Below are 22,085 nucleotides of genomic sequence, written 5' to 3' on the forward strand. Positions count from 1 at the left end.
TACCTCGTACCCATGCCCAAGGACGCCAGAGTCTTCGTATTCGATCACGTTTCGGTCGGTGTCGAGAACCTCGAGCGTGCTGCGGAGTTCTACGACGCCTGTCTGGCGCCCCTCGGTTTTGTCCGGCTCTCGCAAAACGCCCGTAGCGTGGGGTACGGGCCCGAGGGATACGAAGCTGAGCCGCCCTTCGCCATCGTCGCGACCGGTCCCGACGCGAAGGCTCCTGGTCGCGGCTTCCACCTCGCCTTTGTTGCCCCGAGCCGCGAGGCGGTCGATCGCTTCCATGCGGAGGCCCTCAGCAAGGGCGGTGTCGATGAAGGGCCGCCCGGCATTCGCGAGAACTACGAACCCGGCTACTATGCGTCCTTCGTTCGCGACCCCGACGGCCACCGGCTGGAGGCGGTGCTGCACGAACATTGACCGTGCGGGCCATGCGAGCTCGCCGGGCTCTCGTCGTTCCGGCGACCCGACCGACCACCGAACCAGCCGCTCCGCCTCATTTCACGGGAGGGAATCATGTCGTCTGTCGTTCTCCTGGGCGATTCAATCTTCGACAATGGTTCGTATACCAACGGCGAGCCCGACGTCGCCTCGCACCTCCGCGCGCTCTTACCCTCCTGGCGAGTCACCCTGTGTGCCGTCGACGGTACGACCACTTCCGATATCGGACCCCAGCTCGATCGAATACCGAAGGACGCGACCCACGTCCTCCTCTCGCTTGGCGGAAACGACGCGCTCTCCAACGCTGAGATTCTCGGGCTGCCCGTCCGCTCGACGGCCGAGGCTCTCGACCTGTTCCGCGAACGCGTGGATGCGTTTGAGCAGTCCTACTCGTGGGCGCTCGAGGCCGTCGTCGCGCTCGGTCGCCCGACCACGGTCTGCACGATCTACAACGGCAACCTCGCTCCCGATGAGGCCGAGCGAGCTCGCATCGCCTTGATGATGTTCAACGACGTGATCCTTCGCCAAGCTTTCTCGCGCGCGCTCGACGTCGTCGATCTCCGCCTTGTTTGCTCGGAGGCGGGGGACTTCGCGAACGCCATCGAGCCGTCGGGCGCCGGCGGCTTGAAGATCGCACAGGCGCTCGTCCGCGCCCTGGGCGCCGCCGCGGTCCAGAAGCGAGCGACGACCGTGACCGCCGGCTGACTGCAGGGCGCTGGGCGGACCTTCGTCCGCTCGCCTCATGCTCAGGGCGACGGGCAGTCGGAGGCGCTCGGCGCGGCGCGGACGATGGTCTCGCCTTCGAGGCGAAGCGGCACGTAGCAGCGCACGAGACGGCCGATCGCCTCGTGAGGGCGAGCCTCGAGGTGAACATCCCAGATGCGCGCGGTCTGATCGCCGGCGGTCACGAGGCGCTCGCCATCGGGGCTGAACGACGCCGAGGAGACGCGCTCTCCGTGACCTTCGAGCCGCGCCAGCTCCCTGCCGCTCCGCGCGTCCCAGATGCGCGCCGTCCTGTCATCGCTGGCCGTGACGATGCGCGCGCCATCCGGGCTGAACGAGGCCGACCACACCTGATCTTGATGGCCCTCCAGACGGACCAGCTCCTTGCCGCTCCCTGCGTCCCAGATCTGCGCCGCGGCGCTCACTCCAGCGGTGACGACGCGCTTGCCGTCGGGGCTGAAGGACGATGTCCAGATCATCTCGCTATCGCTCTTGAGCTGGGACACCTCTTTGCCGCTCGCCGCGTCCCACAGCCGGCTGGCCACGTCTTTGCCGGAGGTGAGCACGCGCGTGCCATCGGGGCTGAACGACGCCGCGAACAACGGCCCAGCGTGGCCCTGGAGGCGTATCAGCTCCTTGCCGCTCTGCGCGTCCCAGATGCGCGCGGTCGTGTCCCAGCCCGCGGTGACGATCCGTGTGCCATCCGGGCTGAACGCCGCCGCCTCCACGTGATCGGCGTGCCCTTCGAGGCGCGCCAGCTCCTTGCCGCTCTGCGCGTCCCAGATGCGCGCAGTCTTGTCCCAGCTCGCGGTGACGACGCGTGTGCCGTCGGGGCCGAACGATGCCACCGTCCGCTCTCCATCGGCGTGGCCCTCGAGGCGCGCGAGCTCCTTGCCGCTCTTCGCGTCCCAGAGACGTGCGGTCCCGTCGTCGCTCGCGGTGAGGACGCGCGCGCCGTCGGGACTGAAGGCCACCGAATACAGGCGCCTGGTGTGGCCCTCGAGGCGTGCGAGCTCCTTGCCGCTCCTCGCGTCCCACAGGCGCGCAATCGTGTCGAGGCCGACGGTGGCGACGCGCTCTCCATCGGGGCTGAAGGCCGCCGACCACAGCTTGTCCGTGTGCCCCTCCAGGTGGGCCACCTCGCGTCCCGTGAGGGCCCCAGGCAGGGCGCGCGCCAGCAGGAAGCGCGTCGTGGGCTCGGCCGGCCGATCCTTGTACGCCGCGTCGAGATAGACCGCAGCGCGCGCCGGCCGGCCGGCCAGGTACTCCTCGCGCCGCAGCGCCCGCACGAGCGTGATCTGTGCTTCGTCGTTGCGCTCGCAATGTGCGAGCGAATAGCATAAAATTCATGTGGGCCGCCGACGCCGAGCCGAGCGCGCACGACGTCACGACCCAACGACGGGATCGAGCGATGGCGGACAGAAAGATCTCCAAGACCGAACCCGAGTGGCTGTTGCTGCTCGGGCCGCACCGCTACCGAATGCTCCGCTACGGCAACACCGAACGTCCGCATACGGGGCAGTACTGGAACCACCACGGTACGGGCATCTATCGATGCGCCGGCTGCGGCACCCAGCTCTTTTCGTCGCAGACGAAATTCGACTCTGGGACCGGATGGCCCAGCTTCAGCGCAGTGCTCGACGAGAAGCGGATTGAGCGCCGGGCCGATCGGAAGCATGGCCTCGATCGGGTGGAGGTCGTATGCGCCCGCTGTGATGGACATCTGGGGCACGTCTTCGACGACGGGCCAGCGCCGACGAGCGAGCGCTTCTGCATCAATTCCGCCTGCCTCGAGTTCGAGAGCGAATGATTCGCGAGACGGCAAACATCGCGCCGACGCCGTGCCATGGCGGGGTGAGGCTGGAGGCACTCACCGACGACGCCGGAACAGGATGCGAGGGGTCGGCCACTACCCGAGCAGCCATACGGCCGGGCTCTGCTCGACACGTTCGCCGGCGAGCGTCGCAGCGCTGTCGAGGATCTGGGTCCACGGCAACGCTGGGTACCCGGCACGGTGCGCGAGGTCGGCGCCGAGCGCAGCGACAAGCAGGGCGTGCGCGGAGGGCACGTTGTAACCCGCGGCATAGAGCGGGTTGAGCTCAAGAACCACCGGCCGGCCGTCTCGAGCGAAGGCCACGTCAGCCACGTAGTTCGCAGGGAGATCAGCCGTGAGGAGCGCTGGGGCAAGGGCGCGAGCCGCCCGCTGCACCACCTCGCTCCTGGCGGTGAGTTCACCGGAGAGGAGCCGGCGCGCGTCGTCGATGAGAACGTCGAAGGGGCCGTGGTAGCTGGCCATGAGGAGACGGCCACCCAGCACCGTCAGCCGCACTTCGAAGGGCACCCGGATGGGGTGGCGGTCGCCGGGCAGGGTGGCGAGCTCGATGCGCTCGAGGTGGAGGTGCTCGCGCAAGGCGAGGCCACCGACATCGAGAGCGACACGCAGGCGGCGGACCACCTCGAAGACCGTGGCCTCGATGTCCACCTGGTTGCTGCCGTAGTAGAGCTCGGGGTTGGCGGACTTGGCCGATGAGATGGCCCGCCGCGAGGGCGGACGTGACCAGGAACGAACCGCAGAAGACGCGACGAGCGCAGGGCGCATTGACGCGCATGGTGAGCCCCCGGGACTCCAGCTCTCCTCGGCGTCGTATGTCGGCATAGGGCGCAGGATAACACGATAACCCGCGTGAGCCCCCGCCGGCTACGCGGGCGCCGCTGGTCCCTCCTGCCCCTCCTGCTCCGGGCCCCGGCACGACTCCAGGCCGCGACTTGACAGCTTCCCAGGATCCAGCACAATGGACGCCATTTCGCTCATCACAAGGGCCGCCAATCGACGAAGGAAGACCGTGGAGAGCAAGACCAAGAACACAAAGTCACGCCCGCAGATCGCCGCCATGGTCGCCAGAGCGTTCGGCGGCATGGCGCTCGCGGACGGCGAAGACGCCGTGGTGGAGCTGAAAGACGGCTGGTTCAATGCGGCTTACAGCGTCCGGCTCGCCGATGGCCGGGAGGTCATCCTCAAGATCGCGCCGCCAAGAGATGCGGAGGTCATGTTCTATGAGAAGAACATCATGACCACCGAGGTCGCCGCCATGCGCCTGGTCCGGCGAAACCCGGCCATCCCGGTGCCCCAGATCTACCATTTCGACGACGCTCGCGACCTGTGCGACTCGGACTACTTCTTCATGGAGAAGATCGCCGGGGACAACCTCGAGCACGTGAAGTCGAGCCTCTCCCCCGAGACGCAGGCGTCCATCGACCTGCACATCGGCGAGATCGTCCGGGAGATCAACGGCTTCACCGGCACCTATTTTGGTTACGATGGGAACCCGGACCTGCGCGCGAGCACCTGGAGAGAGGCGTTCATCAAGATCATGGAGTCGGTGCTGGAAGACGGCGCCCGGAAAGGCGTTGTGTATGACCAGGGCTACGACGAGATCCGCGCCGCCGTCCTCAGGCACGCCCCCGCGCTGGAGGAGGTCGCCACGCCGCGCCTGGTCCACTGGGACGTCTGGAACCCCAATGTCTTCGTCAAGGAAGGCAGGGTCACCGGCATCATCGACTTCGAGAGGGCGCTCTGGGCGGATCCCTTGATGGAATCCCAGTTCCGGCTGCTCTCCGCCGAGGGCATCACCAGCAGCATGCGCGGCTATGGCAAGACCTCCTTCACCCTCGAAGAAGAGCGAAGGTGCCGCCTCTACTCGCTGCACCTCGCCCTCGTCATGAACACGGAGTGTTATTACCGCAACTACGACACCAACTCCGTCCTCGACCTCTCCAGGCAGTGGATGGGCGAACACATGGCCTGGCTGGGCGCGAACTGAACGCTCATGGGCGAGAGCTCCAGGGTTGAAAGTCTGGGGACCGAGCGGGTCGGGAAGCTGCTGCTGGAGATGTCTTCCCAGACCACGCTCTCGCTGCTGGTCTATGCCATCTACAGCCTCACGGACATCTACTTTCTCTCCGTGGGCGTCAACTCGCTGGCCGCCGCCGCGGCCTCGATCATCTCGCCGGTCCTGATCGCCCTCGGCGCCGTCGCCACGACCGTCGGAGCCGGCGGCGCCTCGGTGGTCTCCAGGGCGCTCGGCGAGCAGGACATCGAGAAGGCCTCCCGGACGGTGGCAAACACCTTCCTGATCTTCTGGACGGCGGCGATCACCATCTCGGTCCTGGGCTCGGTCTTCATCGAGCCGATCGTCCATCTGCTCGGGGCCACCGACAGCATCGCGCCCTATGCCATCGAGTACGGGCGGATCATCTTCCTCGGCGCCATCGCCGCCACCGGCTACTCGGCCATCGTCAGGGCGGACGGCAACGCCAGGTACTCGACCGCCCAGTGGATCATCCCCATCTGCGTCAACATCGCCCTGTGCTGGCTCTTCATCATCGTCTTGCAGATGGGCGTCTCGGGCGCCGCCCTGGCGACGGTCTGTTGCCAGGCCACCTCGGCCGGCATGGGTGTCCACTTCTTCTTTTTCAGGAAGAACCGCTCCTATCGCATCAAGGCGTCTTATTTCAAGCCGGACTGGCCCATCATCGTCGAGGTGGTGACGATCGGGTCCCCCTCGCTCATCAAGAGCGCCAGCGTCGGCCTGATCGCCGTCGTCACCAACAACCTGCTCAGGCTGATCGGCGGCGACAGCGCCCTGAGCGTGTTCGCGATCGTGGGCCGGCTCTACTCCGGGCTGCTCGCGCCGCTCACCGGCATCGTCCAGGGGATGCAGCCGCTGGTGGGGTACAACTTCGGCCAGAAGAAGCTCGAGCGGGTACGGGAGGCCATCCGGCTCTCCCTTGGCGCCGCGGTCGTCTATGGATCGCTCGTCTGCGGCGTCTGCCTGGTGATGCCGGCAGGGCTGATCGCCCTGCTCTCGAAGGAGAGCGCGATCATCGCCGAAGGGCAGACCGCGTTGCGGCTGCTGGCGCTCTCCTACCCGCTTACCGGCGTGGCCATGGTCACGGCGGCCTCGTTCCAGTCGGTCGGCCGGGCCAGGGAGGCGCTGCTGCTCACCCTCGGGGGCATCCTCCTGGTCAAGCTGCCGGTGCTGCTGGTGGCCTCCCGCCTGTTCTCCCTGACCGGGATCTGGGCCTCCGAGGCGATCTCGGAGCTGATTCTTTGCATCGTCTCCTTCCTTCTTCTGAAGAATGCCCACGCTGGTTCTGGGCATGGCATGGCAAGAGCGCCTGACGCCGGCTGAGCCTGGCTCCAGGCCACCGAAATGCGGCGCAGAGGCCGTCTGCGCACCGCGAATGTGTTCGTTGACACTCGTCGCAAGGTGCGGCTATACACTCGGCCATTCACCTGCTGGCCGACACCGTTCATTCAAAAACACAGCAGGTCCGGACGTAAGTAAACAGAAGCAACGAACCAGCCGCGGCGCGCGGCTGAGGAGGGAGGCATCGATGAAGCTCTATGAGTTCGCTCCTACCCGCTCGATCCGTGTGCGCTGGGCGCTCCAGGAGCTGGGCGTGGACTTCGAGACCGTTCAGGTCAACCTCCGGGCCGGCGAGAATCGCCGCCCCGAGTTCCTCAAGCTCAACCCTGCCGGCAAGCTCCCCGTGCTCGTCGACGGCGACCTCGTGCTCACCGAGTCCGTTGCCATCGTGCTTTACCTGGCCGAGAAGTACCCCGAGAAGGGCCTGCTCCCGGCAGACCCCAGGGAGCGGGCCAAGGTCAACCAGTGGCTGCTGTTCGCGGCGACCGAGCTGGAGCAGCCGCTGTGGCGCATCGCGCGTCACAAGTTTCTGTATCCGGAGGACAAACGCCAGCCTGGCGACATCCCCGTCGCCTGCGAGGACTTCAAGGCCATGGCCGACGTGCTGGAGAAGCACATGGAGCAGCGGCAGTTCGTCGTCGGCGACAGCGTGACGGTCGCCGATCTCGTGATGGCCTACACCCTCGACTGGGCCAACGAGATCCACCTCCTGGAAGGCTTTCCGCAGCTCCGGGCCTACATGGATCGGATGTACGCCCGTCCGCACGCGGCCCCGCGCATCGCCCAGGCGTTCGCCAGCCTCAAGGCGTGAGGGGCGGCTGGCTGGAGGAGCTCTCGTCCTCCAGTCCGAGAGCCCGCTCGTCGTCGCCATGGCGCGTGCCCTGGCGCGGCGCGCGCCCGGCCGCCACGCAGCGCACGCTCGGCCACCGCACGCCCGGTCGGCCGGGAGATCCCCCGCGATGCCCGTGCGCGACCCGCGATGCCCGCCCGCGATGATAGAGTGGCGCGATGAGCCGCCGCGTCAGCAGCGACGGGACCGGGACCCTCCAGATCCACTTCGCCTTCGATCGCAGGCTGGTGGACGTCGTGAAGTCGCTCCCGTCCCGCCGCTGGAATCCCGAACAGAAGACCTGGCGCGTCCCGGAGACACACGTGGTCGCGGTGGTGGAGGTGCTGCACGCCGAAGGGTTCGGCTTCTGCGAGGTGACGCAGCGCCTCTACCGGGAACGCGGCGGGGCCCTCGCCCTCGACGAAGGGGGCGTCACGCCGATCCCCACCGGGGAGCCGGCCCGAGCCGATGAGCCGCGCGACGGGGACGCTCGGCCGAGGCCAGCGGTGGCCGCGTCCGACTTCACCGTCTCGAAGCTCAACGGGCAGGTCCGCGCCGCGCTCGAGGCGGCGTTTCCAGCCTCGATCTGGCTGGTGGGCGAGGTCTGCGGGTACAACCGGGCCGCCCACAAGAGCATCGTCGGCTTCGAGCTCGTCGAGCGCGACGCCAACGGAAAGGAGATCGCCCAGGTCAAGGCGACCCTCTTCGAGAGCGCGCGCGCCGAGATCGAGCGGCGCCTCGCAGCGGCGGGCGACCCGTTCCAGATCGAGGACGAGATCCAGATCCGCGTGCGCGGGCGCGTCGAGCTGTACGTCCCCTGGGGCTCGTACCGGTTCCTGATCGAGGACCTCGACGTGGGCTACACGCTCGGCGAGGCCGCCCGGCGGAGAGAGGAGATCGTCCGCCGGCTCGCCGAGGAAGGGCTGCTCGATCGGAACCGCTCGCTGCCCTTCCCCGCCCTGCCCCTCCGCGTCGGCCTCGTGACCAGCCTGGGCTCGGACGCCTACAACGACGTGCTCGGCACGTTCAGGGAGTCAGGCTTCGCGTTCCGCGTCGTGGCGCACGGGGTGCGCGTCCAGGGGCGGCAGACGGAGCCGTCGGTCCTGAACGCCCTCGACTACTTCCGGGCGCGCGCCGCGGAGCTCGACGTGCTGCTGATCTGCCGCGGCGGCGGCTCGCGCACCGACCTCGCCTGGTTCGACTCGGAGCCGATTGCCCGCGCCGTCGCCACGTTCCCCCTCCCCGTGGTCGTCGGCATCGGCCATGAGCGAGACATCTCCGCGCTCGACTTCGTGGGCTTTCGCGAGAAGACCCCGACCGCCGCGGCCGCGATGCTCGTCAAGCGGGTCTCGGACGCGAGGGATGAGGTCGAGTCGTCGCTCCTGAGCATCCTCGATCAGGGCCGGCGGGTCCTCCGGTCGGCCTCGTCGGATCTCACCCGCCGGGCGGCCCGGGTCCCGCGCTCCGCGTCGCTGCTGATCGCGCGCCGGGCGGGCCAGCTCCAGGAGGCGGTCCGCCAGCTTCGACAGGGGGCGAGGCGCGATCTCGACGCCGCGTCGCATCGGGTCGACGAGATGGCCTCGCTCCTCGGGCCGCGCTCGTCCCGGAGGCTCGCGCTCGAATCCGAGCGCCTCGAGTCGCGCGAGCGGCGCCTGCGCCTCCTCGATCCGCGGCGCGTCGTGGAGCGGGGATATGCGATCCTGCGCACGACGGAAGGGGCGGTGCTCACCGACGCGGCGCGCGCGCCCCAGGGGACGACGCTCATCGCCGAGCTGAAGCAGGGCGTGCTGCGGCTTCGCTCGGACGGATCGGAGGAGACATAGGGTCATGGCAAAGCCGAAGCGCGGGACGAAGGAGCTGTCCGACGGGGACACGACGAGCCCGCAGCGCGCCGCAAAAGAGGCCTCGTATGGCGAGGCGTCGTCGCGCATCGAGGAGATCTTGCAGAACATCGAGGAAGGTCAGGTCGACATCGACGCGCTCTCCGCGCTCGTGAAGGAGGCCGCGGATCTGGTGACGCTCTGCCGCCAGAAGATCCATGCCGCCGAGATCCAGGTGCAGACCATCACCGAGCAGCTCGAGCGCGAGGCACCGGAAACGACGACCACGGACGCAGACGACGAAGACGACGAAGACGACGAGTAGGCGGCGAAGGCGATCCGTATGAGCGCGACGTTCCGGCCCGCCAACTACCGGGATGTCGGCGAGATGCTCGGGCTCTGGCTCGACGTCTCGCCGATCCCTGCCGGCCGCCTGCTCCGCGGCGGGCGATTCGACGTCATGACGACGGCGAGCGATCTCGGATTCCCCGGGACGATACTGAACCTCCGGCGCGGCGCCGATCCTGGTCACCTCACGGGAGTCAACGTCATCCACGTCGCCGCGGAGGACGACATCGAGAACTACGACACGCGGCAGCGACGGGTGAGGAGCTGGATCGGAAAGGCTCTTTCCTCGCTCGCGGCCCCCGCCCTCCCCTGGCCCGTCTACGTCCATTGCACGTCGGGGAGGGACCGGACCGGGGTCGTCATCGCGGCGGCCCTGCTCGGGATCGACGTGCCGCCGCAGGTCGTCGCGGAGGAGTACATGCTCAGCGAGGGCGCGGACCGCATCGCCATCGCTCGGGCCATCGAGGGCATCCTGGAGTGGCTGCCGTCCGCCGAAGTCGACAGGGCAAGGCTGCGGGGAGCGCTCACCTGGCGCACGTGACAGCCCACGGACGCTGAACGATCCGACCCAGGTTGGGGTCTGGCGGCGTCCGCGGTGACAAGCACCCGGGGCGGCTCCTCGCGCTCACGGAGCGGCTCGATTCAGCGCTATTTTCCAGGCAGGCGCCGCGAGCACCGTGACTAACCGAGCGTTCCCGAGGCGGCTTGCCTCCAGGAAGCACCCATGCAAAGCGAAATGGTGGACGATATGGAGGGGATCGACGAGCCGGACGGAAGAGTTGAACATCGATAGAGCCGACGGCCGGCGCGCACGGCCACGGTGGCGCAGCGGAAGATGCGCAGCAGGGATCCATTCGACGTAACCAGGAGGCGCTCCAAGGAGCGCAGAAAAATCCATGAGCATACTAACAGTGGAAGAGTTTCAGGAGATAATCAAGGCCACTTTCAATCAATGGCTCGACAGCAAAGCAGAGAGCTTTACCGTTGGCGATGTACAGGTAGATGTATCGCGGGGCGTCGTCAGCTTCGATTGCGGCGTCCCTGGGCATTGCCTTGACAACAACGACGCGGAGCGCCTCAAGGAGTGGGTCAACGGCCACCAATTTGATTCCCACGGCTGGAACCCGAAGATGCGTGGCTGCAAGATCGTGGGCAACACCTGCCAGTTGAATGTCTTTCTGAACGCGAGCGTGAGCTTCAACTTCCACGTGAACCTTTCGGGGAAATGCTCACCAGGTCGCCACATATCCACGTGAGGTCTCGGTCCAGGCGAACACCTACGGGTTCCCTCTCACGCGGGAGGAAGGGGAGCAGGACGCAGAGGGCGAGCAGACGGGACGCGGCGCTGGCCGGATCGGCGGGCGCGCGTTGCTGCGGCCGCAGCAGGATGCGGGATCCCTGCCCGGCGCGCAGCACGGGGCGCGCGCGGTCGCGCCCGCGCGCAGCAGGCAGCCCGCGTGGCCCGGCGAGTGCTAATCATCTCCCCGTGACCTCACCGCTGCTCTCTCCTTTCTCGTTCCCCAACGGCCTCACCGCCAGGAACCGCGTCTGGCTCGCCCCGCTCACGAACGGGCAAAGCCATGACGATGGCTCTCTGGGCGACGACGAGCTGCGCTGGCTCTCCTACCGCGCCCGAGGCGGCTTCGGCGTCGTCGAGACCTGCGCCGCCCACGTGGCCGAGGACGGCCAGGGCTGGAAGGGCGAGCTCGGCGTCTTCGCCGACCGGCTGCTGCCCGGCCTCCGCCGCCTCGCGACCGAGATCGCCGCCCAGGGCGCGCTGGGCCTCGTCCAGCTCTTTCACGGCGGCCTCCGCGCCAATCCCCAGGTCTCCGGCCTGCCGACGTGGAGCGCCAGCGCCGTCGCCGAGCCGGACCTCCCCGTCCCTCGCGCCGCCACCGAGCAGGACATCCTCGCGGTGGTAGGCCGCTTCCGCGACGCCGCGACGCGGGCGCACGCCGCCGGCTTCGCGGGCGTGGAGCTGCACGGCGCCCACGGCTACCTCCTCGGCCAGTTCCTGTCCGCCACCCAGAACCTGCGCACGGATCGCTGGGGCGGCGCGTGGGAGAACCGGGCTCGCCTCCTGCGCGAGACCCTTCGGGCGGTCCGCGCCGCGGTGCCCGCGTCCTTCGTGGTCGGCGTGCGCCTGTCGCCCGAGGACTGGGGCCAGGCCAAGGGGCTCGACCTCGACGAGAACCTGACGCTCGCGCGCTGGCTGGCCGAGGACGGCGCCGACTTCCTCCACCTGTCGCTGTGGGACTCGAGCAAGCGCTCGCAGAAGCGCGGCGACACGCACCCGCTGCCGCTGTTCCGCGAGGCGGTTGGGGCGAGCCTGCCGCTCGTGGTCGCCGGCGGGGTCTGGACGCGCGCCGAGGCCGAGGCGCTCCTCGACAAGGGCGCCACCGCGGTCGCGCTGGGGCGCGCCGCCATCACCAACCCCGACTGGCCGCAGCGGATCGCCGACCCCGCCTGGCAACCGCGGAGACCGCCGCTCACGCGCGCCGAGCTGTACGAGCGCGGCGTCTCGGAGACGTTCGCCGGGTACCTGCGGAGGTGGAAAGGCTTCGTGGCCGACTGACGGCCACCGGCGCCCGCGCCTGGCACAACGGCACGGCCGGGCTCCGGCGTCCGCCGTCCGGCGGCGGGCAGCGCTACGGCAAGTCGAACGCGAAGAGCGTGTTGCCCGGCGTGCCGATGCCGAAGCTCTCGTAGCCGCTCCCCCAGAACACCATACCGCGCGTCACCGCCGGCCCGGCGTTGACGGAGCCGTCGGCCGGATGGCTCCAGAGGACGTCGCCCGTCTCGGCGTCGAGCGCGTGGAAGTCGCCGCTCATCGAGCCGCCGTAGACCACGCCGTTCGCGACCGTCAGCGGCCCCCTGGTCTGCGCGCCCGGCGTGGGATCGGGCGTCTGCCACAGGATGTCGCCCGTGGCGGCGTCGAGCGCGCTCCACGAACCCCAGTTGATGACCTCCCCGGAGGGCTGCAGCGTGTACTCGACCTGGCCGTTGTTGCCGATCGGCACGTAAATCCTGCTCTCGTCGACGGCGACTCCCCACATGATGCCGCCCAGCTCCCCGCCGGGACCGACCAGCGTGCTCCACACCACGCTCCCGTCGTCCCGATCGAGCGCCCAGAAGATACCGCTCTTCTGGCCGGCGCCGACCAGATCGCGGCGCTCCGCCCCCTCGCCGGCCGTGAAGAGCGTGGCGCCCGTGCCGAAGTCGTAATCCGGGCCCGCCGGATCGGGGCACCAGTTGCCGCCGAAGTAGCAGGCTCCCGTCCAGGCGTCGAAGCCCTGGAGCCGCCGCGCCCACTTCAGCGCGCCGGTGCGGAGGTCGAGCGCGAGGACGGCGTCGATATAGTCGTCCGGCGCAAGGCAGGCCTCGGCGGCGACGGTGTCGTCTCCGGCGGCCTCCACGCACGCGGAGACGGACGGCGGAACGGTGTAGTTGTTGCCGGTGGTCACGTACAGCGTGCGGCGCTTGAGGTCGAGCGCGGGCGCGCCGCCCCAGACTGCGCCGCCGGTGTAGCCGGCCGGAACCGTGTAGCGCTTCCAGAGCACCGCCCCGGTCCCCGCGTCGAGCGCGACAACGCTGCCGCGGAAGCTGCAACACGGATATGCGTTGTCCGCCGCGAAGAGCTCCTCGCGCGAGGAGACACCCACGTACACGCGGCCGCCATGCACGACGGGAGACTGCGTGAGGATCGCCGCGGGGTGCGTGTCGAGCTGCCTCTTCCACAAGAGCGCCCCGGTGCGCGTGTCCACGGCGATCATGTGCGCGCCGGCCAGGGTGCTGAGGAACAGCGTGTGGCCGTGGAGCGCGGGGGTCGTGCGCGAGACGGCGCCGGCCGTGCCCGTGAGGCTCGCGATCGTGCGCGTCCAGATCGGGTGCCCGGTCCTGGCGTCGAGCTTGTACAGCTTGCCGCCCCCGTCCGGAAAGTAGACCGCGCCGTGGTCGACGGCCGGCGTCGCGGGGACGATGCCGGTCGTGGTGAAGGCCCACTTCACGGCGAGCGATGCGACGTTCGATGGCCCGATATCGTGCTCGTCGCGCGCGTAGTGGGTGTTGGCGAGATCGTAGCCATAGACGGTCCAGCGCCCGGCACCCGTGCCCATGGCCGTGCTCCCCAGGACGACAGTGAGCAAGACAAGACAGACGGCGGCCCCGATCGCGGACCGGACCCAGAAGATACGCTTCATGGTGCTCCTCCCGGGGCCTCGAGGTGAGCGGCGATCGGCAGCCCGACGCGCCAGTTCCGTCGCCTCTGCAGCACGAGGCCCCGAGTCTAGGTCACGCGGAATCGAGCTGGGCGTCAATCGGATAGAGAAAGGCGGCGCGGCGGCGCGGAGCCCCTTCCCATGGCTGGATACCGGGGTAATCTCGGCCACTCGGGAGGTGGGCCACGAACCGGAACAGCGCATCGAGTCCGCGCTCGCGGGCGACGACCACGAAGACCACTGCAGCGAGGAAGAGCAGCGCCGAGGAGCCGAAGAAGGCCGCCGCGCCGCGGAAGGCCGCCGCGCCGAAGGCTCCCGCGAGGCAGAAGGGCGCGGCGCGCAAGAAGGAGCCGCCGCCCTCGCCGGTGCCGAGGCTCCTCGGCGTCCTGGAGTCCCAGAAGCAGCTCGGCGGCGCGTCGTACCCGCCGACGCTCGAGCGGCTGACGGAGCTGACCGGTGACACGCTCGCGGTGACGAGCAAGGCGCTGACGACCAAGGAGGCGAAGGGGCGCGTGCTGCTCTCCCGCGCCGCTGGAGGCAAGAAGAAGCCAGCCCCCAGCGCCACGCTGGTGCTGCTCGCGGAGGACCTGGAGGCGATCGCGCAGTCCGATCGGCTCCTGGAGGTGCAGCTCCAGTCGGCGCGGACGGCCGACGCTCCCGCGGTCGGCCTGGCGCAGCTCCCCAAGGGCCTGGTGTCTCCGCTGGGCGGCGCGTTCAAGGCAGCGCTCGCTCAGCGCCTCGCCGAGCGCCGGCTCCCCCGCACCATCGGCGCCTTGATCGGGAAGAAGCCGCTGTTCTTCTTCCTCGCAGACGCCGTCCTCCCGGCCGCCGGCGCGCCGGCGCGGCCCGCCGCGATCGCGACGGACGGCGCTGCCCGCCCGACGGCCGCCGACGGCCCCGGCACGTCGGCCCCCAGCAGCGCCGGCAGCGCGGCCCAGAGCGGCCCCGGCGTGCCGGCCGTCTCCTTCGCCGATCGCTTCGACGCCGCCTTCTCCTCGCTCGACCGCGCGTCCGGCCGCCTCAACTACGTCACCCTCCACGCGCTGCGCACCGCGCTGCCCGACATCCCGCGCGCCACGTTCGACGAGGAGCTCGGCGCGCTCCGGCGGCAGCGGCGCTACTCGCTCGACCCGTCCGACGGGCGCCACCACCAGATGGCCGAGGCCGAGCGCGAGGCCGGCATCATGGAGGCCGGGAACCTGTTCGTCTACGTGGCGCGGAGGGACGACGCATGAGCGAGGAGCCGACGTTCGAGCGCTTCCTGGCGGCGGTCCGGGGCACCAACCCGTTCCGCAGCCACCGCATCACCGACGTCGGGGGCGGCGAGGCCACGGTCGAGTCGATCCACAAGAACGCCTTCACCAAGCTCGTGCGCGTCGTGCAGGACGCCGCGAAGGAGCCGATCAGCATCGGCGCGCTGCTCATCGGCGCGCCCGGCGTCGGCAAGAGCCACCTGCTCGCGCGGCTGTTCCAGTGGGCCGGGGAAGACAAGGCGACGGTCGTCTACCTGCACAACATCCTCGCCTCGCCCGAGCGGATGCTCCGGTACGTGCTCAGCGCGACCGTCAGCGATCTCGCGGGGCACCGCGGCAGCGACTACACACAGTCGCGCCTGTACACGGTCCTCAACCGCGCCGTCATCCGGACGGGCGCGCTCAAGGGCCGCAAGATGATGACGGGGCCCAGGGAGATCGACGCGCGCAAGGAGGCGCTGGCCCGCCTCGGCGCCAAGATCGACCCGCAGAACGCGGTCATCCCCGTGCTCAACGCGTTCCTCACCGGGACCTCGCACGCGAGCCTCGGCGACGCCGGCGCCGAGAAGCGCGCCCAGGCGGCGGTGCTGTGGCTCTCCGGCGAGACCCTCGGGCCCGACGAGGCGCGCCTGCTCGACCAGGCGGCCGGGGAGGACGGCCTCGCCCTCGCGGACGACGCCGCGGTGGAGCGCGTCCTCCACGTCCTCTCGCACCTGTGCGCCCTCGCCGAGCTCCCGCTCGTGCTCTGCCTCGACCAGATCGACAACCTCGACGCCGACGCCGTGCGCGCCCTGATGTCCTACGCGCACGCGCTGCTCGACCGCGCGAAGCACCTCGTCGTGATCGTCTCCGGCGTGAAGCAGTCGATGCTCTCCCTGCGCACCGGCGAGGTGATCCCGGCGGCCGCGTGGGACCGCATCGCCGAGCGGATCCTCGAGCTGCACATGATCTCGCCGGAGGAGGCCCGCGCCATCCTCGAGGGGCGGCTCGACGCCGCGCTCTCCGGCTTCGAGGAGAAGGAGATCGAGGAGCTCATGGCCGCGCGCAAGCGCGATCGGCTCTTCCCGCTCGGCAGCGCGTGGCTCGAGCGGCGCCTCGACGGCGTGCAGGAGCTCCGGCCGCGGGACGCGATCCTCTGGGCGCGCGACCGCTGGGAGGCGCAGCAGGATCGGCTCGCGGCCGTCGGCGGCAAGCGCTGGCTCAAGGAGTGGCCCGGCCCGGAGATCGGGCCGAATCCGCCGCCGGCTCCGAAGCTGGAGGACGTCATCGACGCCGAGGTGAAGAAGAAGCTCGTCGAGGGCACGACCCGCCGCCGGCTGCAGCAGGCGTCGCTGCCGCCCGACGAGGACAACCTCGCTAGCCTGACGCACCACCTCCTCGCCAGGTGCGCCGGAAAGGGCGCCTCGACGCTCCTGAGCGTCGAGCACGCGACCGCGAAGAAGCGCGGCAAGGCCGCCCCCGCGCACCACCTCGTGGCGAAGGAGAAGCGCGCGGACGGCGTCATCGTGACCACCGGCGTGACGTTCCTCTGCGCGCCGAGCGGGCACGGCGCGCGGCTGCCGCTCCAGCGCATGGTCGAGGACACGAAGCACACGGACAAGCGCATCCTGGTCACCGACGAGGAGCGCCGGCCGCTGCGGCTCGGCGGCGCCGGCAAGGCCGCGTACGACGCGCTCTGCAAGCTGGGCCGCCAGCGCTTCCTCCACCTCCACCTCGACTTCGCCGGGCACGCGGAGCTCGACTCGCTCGTGGGGCTGCTCGGCGCCGCGAGGAGCCACGACCTCGAGATCGAGCACCCGCGCGGGCAGTACCGCAAGGTGACCGAGGCCGAGGTGCTGGCGTCCTTCGAGCGCCAGAGCCTCCTGCTCGCGCACCCGCTGCTGCGCGAGCTGCTCACCGAGGAGATCGTGAAGGGCGGCGGGGACTCGACGCCGCCCCCGGCGTGGGATCCGCAGCAGACGCGGGAGCACATCATGGCCGAGCTGTCGTGGCGCCTCGGCCTGATGGCGAAGGAGCTCGCGCAGATCTTCGCGAGCCGGAAGAAGCTGCAGGAGAAGCGCTTCCCGGAGGTGTGGTCGCACATCAAGAAGACGGCGCAGGCGCTCCACGACGAGGGCCACGTCCACGCGACCGCGACCGACGACGACCTCTTCGTCCAGCTGCGGGGCAAGAGGTGAGGCTCGTGCACGTCAACGTGACCCAGCTCCGCGTCGCGGCGACGTGCCCGAGGCTCCACTGGTTCGACGCGCGCGCCACGGCCGAGCGGCAGGACGGGCGGACGGTCGTGAGCCGCATCTGGCGCAAGGGCGGCGAGGCGCCCGGATGCGGCGCGCTGTTCCACACCGCGGTGGAGCGCTTCAACGCCGCCGCGGCGAGCTCGGACGAGGTGCTGGCGGCGCTGGAGGCCGCCGGCGACGCCCCGGGCCTCCAGCAGGCGCTGATGCGCTGGTTCAACGCCTCCTGCCTGAACCTCGACGCGCTCGCGGCGCGCCCCGTGCCGCTGCGGCTGGGCTTCATCTCGGCGGTGCAGCTCTACATGGAGGAGCTCGCGCGGCTCGCGGCGCACGCGAGGGCGGCGGGCCTGCCCGCGGCGGAGCTCCGGGCGCAGCTCTTCGGGGACTCGCGCAAGCGGGTCGACGTGACGTTCCACGTGGGGGAGGACGTCCACGTCCACGTCACCGGGGCGATCGACTACGTGTACTTCGATCCGCGGCTCGGGAAGCACCGCATCGTGGACTACAAGCTCACGCCCGCGACCTCCCCGAACAGCGATCTCTTCCAGGTCTTCACGTACGCGCTGATGCACCACCACCAGCACGGCACGCGGCCGGACGTGGCGGTGTTCTACCTGCACCCCACGCGCAGCGTCCGGGAGGCGCGCTGGGAGGAGATCGAGGCGAAGCGCGGCAAGGTCTACGAGCTCATCGCCAGCATGGTGGCCTGGTCCGACCACGCGGTGGGCGCGGGCGGGCTCCCGCCGCCGGGCGACCGCGCGTACTGCGGCGGCTGCAAGCACGAGCGCTCCGGGGCCTGCGTCGCGCAGCTCGGCCACAAGGACGTGGGCGCGTGGGACAGGCGCTGGACGGCGCTCGAGGCCACGCGCGGCGGCGGAGCGCCTGAGGGGAGCGAGCGCGCCGCCGCCAGCGCGCCGGCGGCGGACGAGCCGGCGGCGGACGAGCCGATGGTGGAGGACGATCCCGAGCTCGACGAGGCGCTGGCGGTCGTGAAGCCGGCCGTCGAGCGCCCGAAGCCGGCGCCGGCGCGGGGCCGCGGGCGAAAGGCGCCCGCGGAGGCGCCGCCGGGCGGTACCAGCGCGAGGCCGCCGGAGGCCCGCGCCGCGAACGTCACCGGCATGCTTCTCGGCTTCGACGACGGCGGCGCGCCCGTCTGCGTGGACCCTGCGGTGCTCCGGACGCACGTCTCGGTCGTCGGCGCGGCGGGGAGCGGCAAGACGTGGATGGCCAAGGTCATCGCGGAGGAGGCGCTGCGCGCCGGTGTCCCCGTCGTCGCGATCGACCCCCAGGGCGATCTCGTCCAGATGATGGAGGCGCGCCCGCCGTCCGATGTGCCGCCGGAGCTGCACCGCGCCTGGGAGGAGCTGAGGGAGCGCATGGAGCCGCGCATCCTCACGCCCGGGTCCTCGCACGGCCTGCGGCTCTGCCTCGACCCCCTGCGGCTCCCGAGCGCGGGCGAGCTCTCGCACATCGCGAACCCCGCGCTCCGCGCCGAGGAGGAGGAGGGCTTGCTCGTGGCGGTGGCGGCCAACCTCGTCAGCCTCTGCGCGTGCGGCGGCGAGGAGGAGTCGCAGCGCACGTTCCTCTACCAGGTGCTGCGGCACCTGCCGCGCGCGGCGCCGGTCCGGCTGAGGGACATCGTCGCCGCCGTCACCGCGCCCGAGGACCTGGGCATCGACGACGTCGACAGCTTGATCCGCAAGTCCGAGCGCGAGCGGCTCGCGCGCAAGCTCAACACGTTCGTGCAGGGCCCGTCCGCGAGGCTCTTCTCGGGGGGAACGCGCCTCGACTTCACCGAGCTGCTCCGGCCCTCGAAGCCGGGGCGCGTCCCGCTCAACGTCGTTTACCTGAACGCGCTCAGCAACGACGACGAGAAGCACTTCTTCCTCGCCGCCCTCGCGACGGAGCTGTACCGCTGGATGATCACGACCGTGGACGCGACCTCCGGCGGCGTGAACCTCCTCTTCTACATCGACGAGGCGCGCGACTGGATCCCTGCCGGCGGCAGCAAGCCGCCCGCCAAGCAGCCGCTGATCCGGCTCTTCACCCAGGGCCGCAAGTACGGCGTGGGCTGCTTGCTGTGCACCCAGAGCCCTCGATCCGTGGATTACAACGTGTTCGGCAACACGAGCACGAAGCTCATCGGGCGGCTCGAGGCGGCCCAGGACGTGGAGCGCGTGATCGACTGGTTCACCATCGAGGGCGGGGCCCCTCCGTGGGTCGCCGCGCGCAAGGGGGCGCCGAAGGGGAGCTTCGTCGCGCGCTGGCCCGACATGCCCGCGGAGCTCGCGGGCCGCGCGTTCAAGGGGCGAACGCTCTTCACGCGCCACGCCGGCGCGTGGTCGCCCGACCGCGTGGAGCGGGCCGTCACCGAGGCGGGGCTCCGTGGCACAGGCGGGTGACGCGCCGGGCGCGGGCGGGGTCGAGGCCTCCTCACCAGCAAGCCGCTCCCCGGGATCGAGGTAGGCACGACGGTGGTGCATGGACCTAGATAATCCCGTGATTCGACTCTGCGCGGAGGGCACCCGGGCGGAGTTCGAAGGCAGGAAAGAAGATGCCCGGGAGCTCTACCGTCAGGCGTGGGCTGTCTGCAAAGACGACTACGACGCCTGCGTGGCGGCGCACTACGTCGCACGGTTTCAGGACACGCCAGAGGAGGCGATGTCGTGGAATCGAGAGGCGCTCGTTCGCGCAAGGAAGGTCGACGATGAACGTGTCCAGAGCTTCTACCCTTCGTTGTATGTGAACCTCGGCCGCTCCCATGAGCTGCTTGGCAACCGAGAGGAGGCGGAGCACTTCTACCGGCTCGCGGCCGAGCTCGGCCTCGAGCATCAGCCGGACGTCTAGAGATCATGACATCCCCGGAAGGCCCGCGACACGAGGTGCTCGCATGAAGAGCGCGCTCGAAAGAAGGACTCGGTTTCCTCTGATGCTGCTCGCCCTGCTTCCTCATCGTCGAGGCCCAGGGCTCGGATCCGCTGCCGCCCGAGGCCGATCGGCTGCGCTTCCTCCAGTCGCTCAAGCGGACAGGAAAGGCGGTCTGGTGAGGTTGCCCCGCGTATCGCTCGCCTCTGTGGTGGACAGCCAGGGACGAGCAGCTCCCTGAACCCGGTCGCCGAGGCGCTCGTTCAGATGGCTGCCATGGGTCGCAGCGCGATCGCGCGCGGTCAATCCGCTGCCGTCGCGGAGCTTGCGGTCAGCGACGTGGGCCCGTTGCCGAGCACGCGCGACACGAGCGCGAGCAGCATCTCGCGCGCCTGGCCGCCGTCGACGGCTGGATCGTGCAGCCGGATCGCCTTGCAGCCATCCTGAATGGGCGTGGATCACCCGCCCTGCTTGCCGGCGCGCCCGCGGCGTGCCTTGATCGCGCGCGTGACGACGGGGTTCTTCGAGGCGCGTGGCTTTCGTTTCCGGCTCGATCGCGAGGGCGCCGAGGTGAGCGGGGCGCCGACGCGCGCGGTCCAGGCCACCATCGAGCCCGACCAGGCGAACCTCGACGGTGACGAGCCGCTGGCAGAGCTCCTGGGCCGCCGGCTGTCGGCGCTGCTCGGCGCGCCGGTGAGCGACGAGGAGGGGATCTTCGACCTGGCGGTCGAGCGGGATGGGGCCGTGGTCGCGGCCGTACAGCTCTCGTGCGGCGAGGACGACGAGGATGTGCTCGAGCTGCTCGGCGAGCGGTCGCCCTCGCTCCCGGTGCGCGCGCTGGTCGAGGCGCTGGTCGAAGCGCTGCGGGGCCCGGGGTGACGGCGCGCGCGGCGCGCCAGCACGCCGTGTCGGTCCAGGTGAAGCCGATCGAGGACGGTCGCGTCAGAAGCGCGCCGCGCCCCGGGGCTCCCGGCGCTCGAACCGGCCGGAAATCGCGCTCGGCGTGACAGGCCTCGCGAACAATCACGCAGGGCGAGGCAGCGCGCGCTCGCGGGCGCGCCACGCGGCCGGGGCCACGCCGTGGCGGCGGCGGAAGAGGCGGCTGAACTGGCTGGCGTCGGCATAGCCGACCCGCTCGGCGATGATCTCGACGAGCTCGTCCGTGTCGCGCAGGCGACGCCGCGCCTCGGCGAGGCGGCCTTCGAGGATCCACGCCACCACGGAGCGCCCCGTCGACCGCTTCACCGCGGTCGTGACGTACGCGGGAGATCGGCGCACCGCGCGGGCGACCTCACCGAGGGTCAGCGGCCCCAGACAGCGCGCCTCGATCACGGCGAGCGCCTGGGCGACGATCGACGGGGCATCGGGCAGAGCGGCGTCGCGCGGGGCGGCGCGCACGATCTCGGCGAGCAGGAGCCCGAGGAGGCTCTCGGCCACGACGGGCAGCATGCCCGAGGACCGCGACAGCTCGCGCTCTAGCTCCTCGAGCAGGCCGAGCACGTGGGGCTGCCTGCTGGTGGGCAGCTCGACGACCGGGAAAGCCCCGCGCCGGACGCGATCGAGCGGGGCGAGCAGCTCCTGAAAGCGATCCTGGGGCAGGCACGAGCGACAGAAGGCCACGCCGCGCAGATCCGCCTTGCTCGCCGTGAGCCACCGGTGGGCATCACCGGCAGGGACGAGGTGGACCTGGCCCGCCGTCAGCTCCAGCTCGCCACGGTGCTCGACACGCACGCGGCCGCCGAGGTGAAAGGCGAGGACCGAATAGGTGTGCACGGCAGCGCGCCGCATCGGGCGGATCTCCGGCGCGCGACAGGCACGCACGTGGATCACGCCGTTCTCGAGGGCGTCAATTGTAAGCTGCGACTCCATGGCCATCGTCGGAGGGTAACACGCGCCGACCGCGCAGGATCCCGAAGGATCCCCCGCGCGCGCCGTCGGAAGATGGCTCCGGGCGCGACGACAGGGAATGGCGGGGTCTTCGATCGGCCTGGCCAGGCTTTCGAGGCTCCGTCGGTGCGACGTCAGAGGCGTCTGCGGCGTCACAAAAAGAGCAGAACGCGGCGTGCGTGGGCGCCCCGACATGCACACATGTAGAACGGACAAGAAATGGTTGAGCTCGCTTGACAGCCAGGAAGTCCTTCGTTC

General features: G+C 70.2%; 21 protein-coding genes. 16 read left to right on the forward strand and 5 right to left on the reverse strand.

The annotated features are described in order from the left end of the window. Nucleotides 1-12: 12 nt before the first annotated feature. Both WMF29_RS29135 and WMF29_RS29140 read left to right on the forward strand, forming a co-directional pair. Nucleotides 13-420 (forward strand): VOC family protein, encoded by a 408-nt coding sequence (locus WMF29_RS29135; protein WP_437323407.1) that lies wholly within the window; start codon nucleotides 13-15, stop codon nucleotides 418-420. Between the two features lie 96 nt (nucleotides 421-516). Beyond that, nucleotides 517-1,146, forward strand: coding sequence for an SGNH/GDSL hydrolase family protein (locus WMF29_RS29140; protein WP_437323408.1), 630 nt, complete (start codon nucleotides 517-519; stop codon nucleotides 1,144-1,146). Between the two features lie 41 nt (nucleotides 1,147-1,187). Here the strand turns inward: WMF29_RS29140 and WMF29_RS29145 are convergent, their stop codons facing one another. Further along, on the reverse strand, nucleotides 1,188-2,453 hold the full coding sequence (locus tag WMF29_RS29145; RefSeq protein WP_437323409.1) for a WD40 repeat domain-containing protein: 1,266 nt from the start codon (nucleotides 2,451-2,453) through the stop codon (nucleotides 1,188-1,190). A gap of 122 nt (nucleotides 2,454-2,575) precedes the next feature. Here WMF29_RS29145 and msrB point away from each other — a divergent pair, with 122 nt between their 5' ends. Continuing rightward, the gene (msrB, locus tag WMF29_RS29150) at nucleotides 2,576-2,974 is read left to right on the forward strand and encodes a peptide-methionine (R)-S-oxide reductase MsrB (protein WP_437331179.1); all 399 of its coding nucleotides are present in this window, start codon (nucleotides 2,576-2,578) and stop codon (nucleotides 2,972-2,974) included. Between the two features lie 99 nt (nucleotides 2,975-3,073). Here msrB and WMF29_RS29155 read toward each other — a convergent pair whose 3' ends face one another. Further along, complete coding sequence (locus WMF29_RS29155; RefSeq protein WP_437323410.1) at nucleotides 3,074-3,820, reverse strand: ATP-grasp domain-containing protein; 747 nt, start codon at nucleotides 3,818-3,820, stop codon at nucleotides 3,074-3,076. Nucleotides 3,821-4,007: 187 nt separating this feature from the next. Between WMF29_RS29155 and WMF29_RS29160 the strand changes: the two genes are divergently transcribed. From WMF29_RS29160 to WMF29_RS29195, 8 genes are all read left to right on the forward strand, one after another. After that, nucleotides 4,008-4,985, forward strand: a complete 978-nt coding sequence (locus tag WMF29_RS29160) for a phosphotransferase family protein (protein ID WP_437323411.1) — start codon at nucleotides 4,008-4,010, stop codon at nucleotides 4,983-4,985. Between the two features lie 6 nt (nucleotides 4,986-4,991). Continuing rightward, nucleotides 4,992-6,356 carry an MATE family efflux transporter gene (locus WMF29_RS29165; RefSeq protein WP_437323412.1) on the forward strand — a complete coding sequence of 455 codons (1,365 nt, stop codon included), beginning with the start codon at nucleotides 4,992-4,994 and terminating at the stop codon, nucleotides 6,354-6,356. Nucleotides 6,357-6,561: 205 nt separating this feature from the next. Next, nucleotides 6,562-7,185 (forward strand): glutathione S-transferase family protein, encoded by a 624-nt coding sequence (locus WMF29_RS29170; RefSeq protein ID WP_437323413.1) that lies wholly within the window; start codon nucleotides 6,562-6,564, stop codon nucleotides 7,183-7,185. A gap of 197 nt (nucleotides 7,186-7,382) precedes the next feature. Beyond that, entirely contained in the window at nucleotides 7,383-9,026 is a 1,644-nt protein-coding gene (gene xseA / locus WMF29_RS29175) for an exodeoxyribonuclease VII large subunit (protein ID WP_437323414.1), read from the forward strand. Nucleotides 9,027-9,030: 4 nt separating this feature from the next. Further along, entirely contained in the window at nucleotides 9,031-9,348 is a 318-nt protein-coding gene (gene xseB / locus WMF29_RS29180; protein WP_437323415.1) for an exodeoxyribonuclease VII small subunit, read from the forward strand. A gap of 18 nt (nucleotides 9,349-9,366) precedes the next feature. Then, nucleotides 9,367-9,912 carry a tyrosine-protein phosphatase gene (locus tag WMF29_RS29185; RefSeq protein ID WP_437323416.1) on the forward strand — a complete coding sequence of 182 codons (546 nt, stop codon included), beginning with the start codon at nucleotides 9,367-9,369 and terminating at the stop codon, nucleotides 9,910-9,912. A gap of 370 nt (nucleotides 9,913-10,282) precedes the next feature. Beyond that, nucleotides 10,283-10,627 carry a hypothetical protein gene (locus WMF29_RS29190; RefSeq protein ID WP_437323417.1) on the forward strand — a complete coding sequence of 115 codons (345 nt, stop codon included), beginning with the start codon at nucleotides 10,283-10,285 and terminating at the stop codon, nucleotides 10,625-10,627. A gap of 230 nt (nucleotides 10,628-10,857) precedes the next feature. Further along, the gene (locus tag WMF29_RS29195; protein ID WP_437323418.1) at nucleotides 10,858-11,946 is read left to right on the forward strand and encodes a HisA/HisF-related TIM barrel protein; all 1,089 of its coding nucleotides are present in this window, start codon (nucleotides 10,858-10,860) and stop codon (nucleotides 11,944-11,946) included. Between the two features lie 73 nt (nucleotides 11,947-12,019). Here WMF29_RS29195 and WMF29_RS29200 read toward each other — a convergent pair whose 3' ends face one another. Both WMF29_RS29200 and WMF29_RS29205 read right to left on the reverse strand, forming a co-directional pair. Beyond that, a complete protein-coding gene (locus WMF29_RS29200; protein ID WP_437323419.1) occupies nucleotides 12,020-13,570 on the reverse strand; it encodes an outer membrane protein assembly factor BamB family protein in 1,551 nt (516 codons plus the stop codon). A gap of 91 nt (nucleotides 13,571-13,661) precedes the next feature. Continuing rightward, nucleotides 13,662-13,931, reverse strand: a complete 270-nt coding sequence (locus WMF29_RS29205; protein WP_272094323.1) for a hypothetical protein — start codon at nucleotides 13,929-13,931, stop codon at nucleotides 13,662-13,664. A 22-nt stretch (nucleotides 13,932-13,953) separates the two neighbouring features. Between WMF29_RS29205 and WMF29_RS29210 the strand changes: the two genes are divergently transcribed. The 5 genes from WMF29_RS29210 to WMF29_RS29230 all read left to right on the forward strand — a co-directional run bounded on the left by WMF29_RS29210 (nucleotide 13,954) and on the right by WMF29_RS29230 (nucleotide 20,819). Beyond that, the gene (locus tag WMF29_RS29210; protein ID WP_437323420.1) at nucleotides 13,954-14,823 is read left to right on the forward strand and encodes a hypothetical protein; all 870 of its coding nucleotides are present in this window, start codon (nucleotides 13,954-13,956) and stop codon (nucleotides 14,821-14,823) included. Beyond that, nucleotides 14,820-17,018 carry a hypothetical protein gene (locus WMF29_RS29215; protein ID WP_437323421.1) on the forward strand — a complete coding sequence of 733 codons (2,199 nt, stop codon included), beginning with the start codon at nucleotides 14,820-14,822 and terminating at the stop codon, nucleotides 17,016-17,018. Before WMF29_RS29210 ends, WMF29_RS29215 begins: the two co-directional genes overlap by 4 nt. Before the next feature lie 5 nt (nucleotides 17,019-17,023). Continuing rightward, nucleotides 17,024-19,477, forward strand: coding sequence for a helicase HerA-like domain-containing protein (locus WMF29_RS29220; protein ID WP_437323422.1), 2,454 nt, complete (start codon nucleotides 17,024-17,026; stop codon nucleotides 19,475-19,477). A 97-nt stretch (nucleotides 19,478-19,574) separates the two neighbouring features. Beyond that, a complete protein-coding gene (locus tag WMF29_RS29225; protein WP_437323423.1) occupies nucleotides 19,575-19,922 on the forward strand; it encodes a tetratricopeptide repeat protein in 348 nt (115 codons plus the stop codon). Between the two features lie 465 nt (nucleotides 19,923-20,387). Then, the gene (locus tag WMF29_RS29230; RefSeq protein ID WP_437323424.1) at nucleotides 20,388-20,819 is read left to right on the forward strand and encodes a hypothetical protein; all 432 of its coding nucleotides are present in this window, start codon (nucleotides 20,388-20,390) and stop codon (nucleotides 20,817-20,819) included. Nucleotides 20,820-20,963: 144 nt separating this feature from the next. On the opposite strand, the gene WMF29_RS29235 is transcribed toward WMF29_RS29230, so the two are convergent. Further along, nucleotides 20,964-21,815, reverse strand: a complete 852-nt coding sequence (locus WMF29_RS29235; protein ID WP_437323425.1) for a helix-turn-helix domain-containing protein — start codon at nucleotides 21,813-21,815, stop codon at nucleotides 20,964-20,966. Nucleotides 21,816-22,085: the final 270 nt, after the last annotated feature.

Origin of the sequence: Sorangium sp. So ce381 (assembly GCF_051473845.1) — a bacterium.
In the GTDB taxonomy this organism is placed as follows: Bacteria; Myxococcota_A; Polyangia; order Polyangiales; family Polyangiaceae; genus Sorangium; species Sorangium atrum.

Bases quoted from the DNA above. Each gene is read 5' to 3' on its own strand.
- WMF29_RS29170 (WP_437323413.1), top strand. From the start codon at position 6,562: ATGAAGCTCTATGAGTTCGCTCCTACCCGCTCGATCCGTGTGCGCTGG.
- WMF29_RS29235 (WP_437323425.1), bottom strand. From the start codon at position 21,815: ATGGCCATGGAGTCGCAGCTTACAATTGACGCCCTCGAGAACGGCGTG.
- WMF29_RS29200 (WP_437323419.1), bottom strand. From the start codon at position 13,570: ATGAAGCGTATCTTCTGGGTCCGGTCCGCGATCGGGGCCGCCGTCTGT.
- xseA (WP_437323414.1), top strand. From the start codon at position 7,383: ATGAGCCGCCGCGTCAGCAGCGACGGGACCGGGACCCTCCAGATCCAC.
- xseB (WP_437323415.1), top strand. From the start codon at position 9,031: ATGGCAAAGCCGAAGCGCGGGACGAAGGAGCTGTCCGACGGGGACACG.
- msrB (WP_437331179.1), top strand. From the start codon at position 2,576: ATGGCGGACAGAAAGATCTCCAAGACCGAACCCGAGTGGCTGTTGCTG.
- WMF29_RS29185 (WP_437323416.1), top strand. From the start codon at position 9,367: ATGAGCGCGACGTTCCGGCCCGCCAACTACCGGGATGTCGGCGAGATG.
- WMF29_RS29230 (WP_437323424.1), top strand. From the start codon at position 20,388: ATGGGCGTGGATCACCCGCCCTGCTTGCCGGCGCGCCCGCGGCGTGCC.
- WMF29_RS29135 (WP_437323407.1), top strand. From the start codon at position 13: ATGCCCAAGGACGCCAGAGTCTTCGTATTCGATCACGTTTCGGTCGGT.
- WMF29_RS29165 (WP_437323412.1), top strand. From the start codon at position 4,992: ATGGGCGAGAGCTCCAGGGTTGAAAGTCTGGGGACCGAGCGGGTCGGG.
- WMF29_RS29155 (WP_437323410.1), bottom strand. From the start codon at position 3,820: ATGCCGACATACGACGCCGAGGAGAGCTGGAGTCCCGGGGGCTCACCA.
- WMF29_RS29215 (WP_437323421.1), top strand. From the start codon at position 14,820: ATGAGCGAGGAGCCGACGTTCGAGCGCTTCCTGGCGGCGGTCCGGGGC.
- WMF29_RS29140 (WP_437323408.1), top strand. From the start codon at position 517: ATGTCGTCTGTCGTTCTCCTGGGCGATTCAATCTTCGACAATGGTTCG.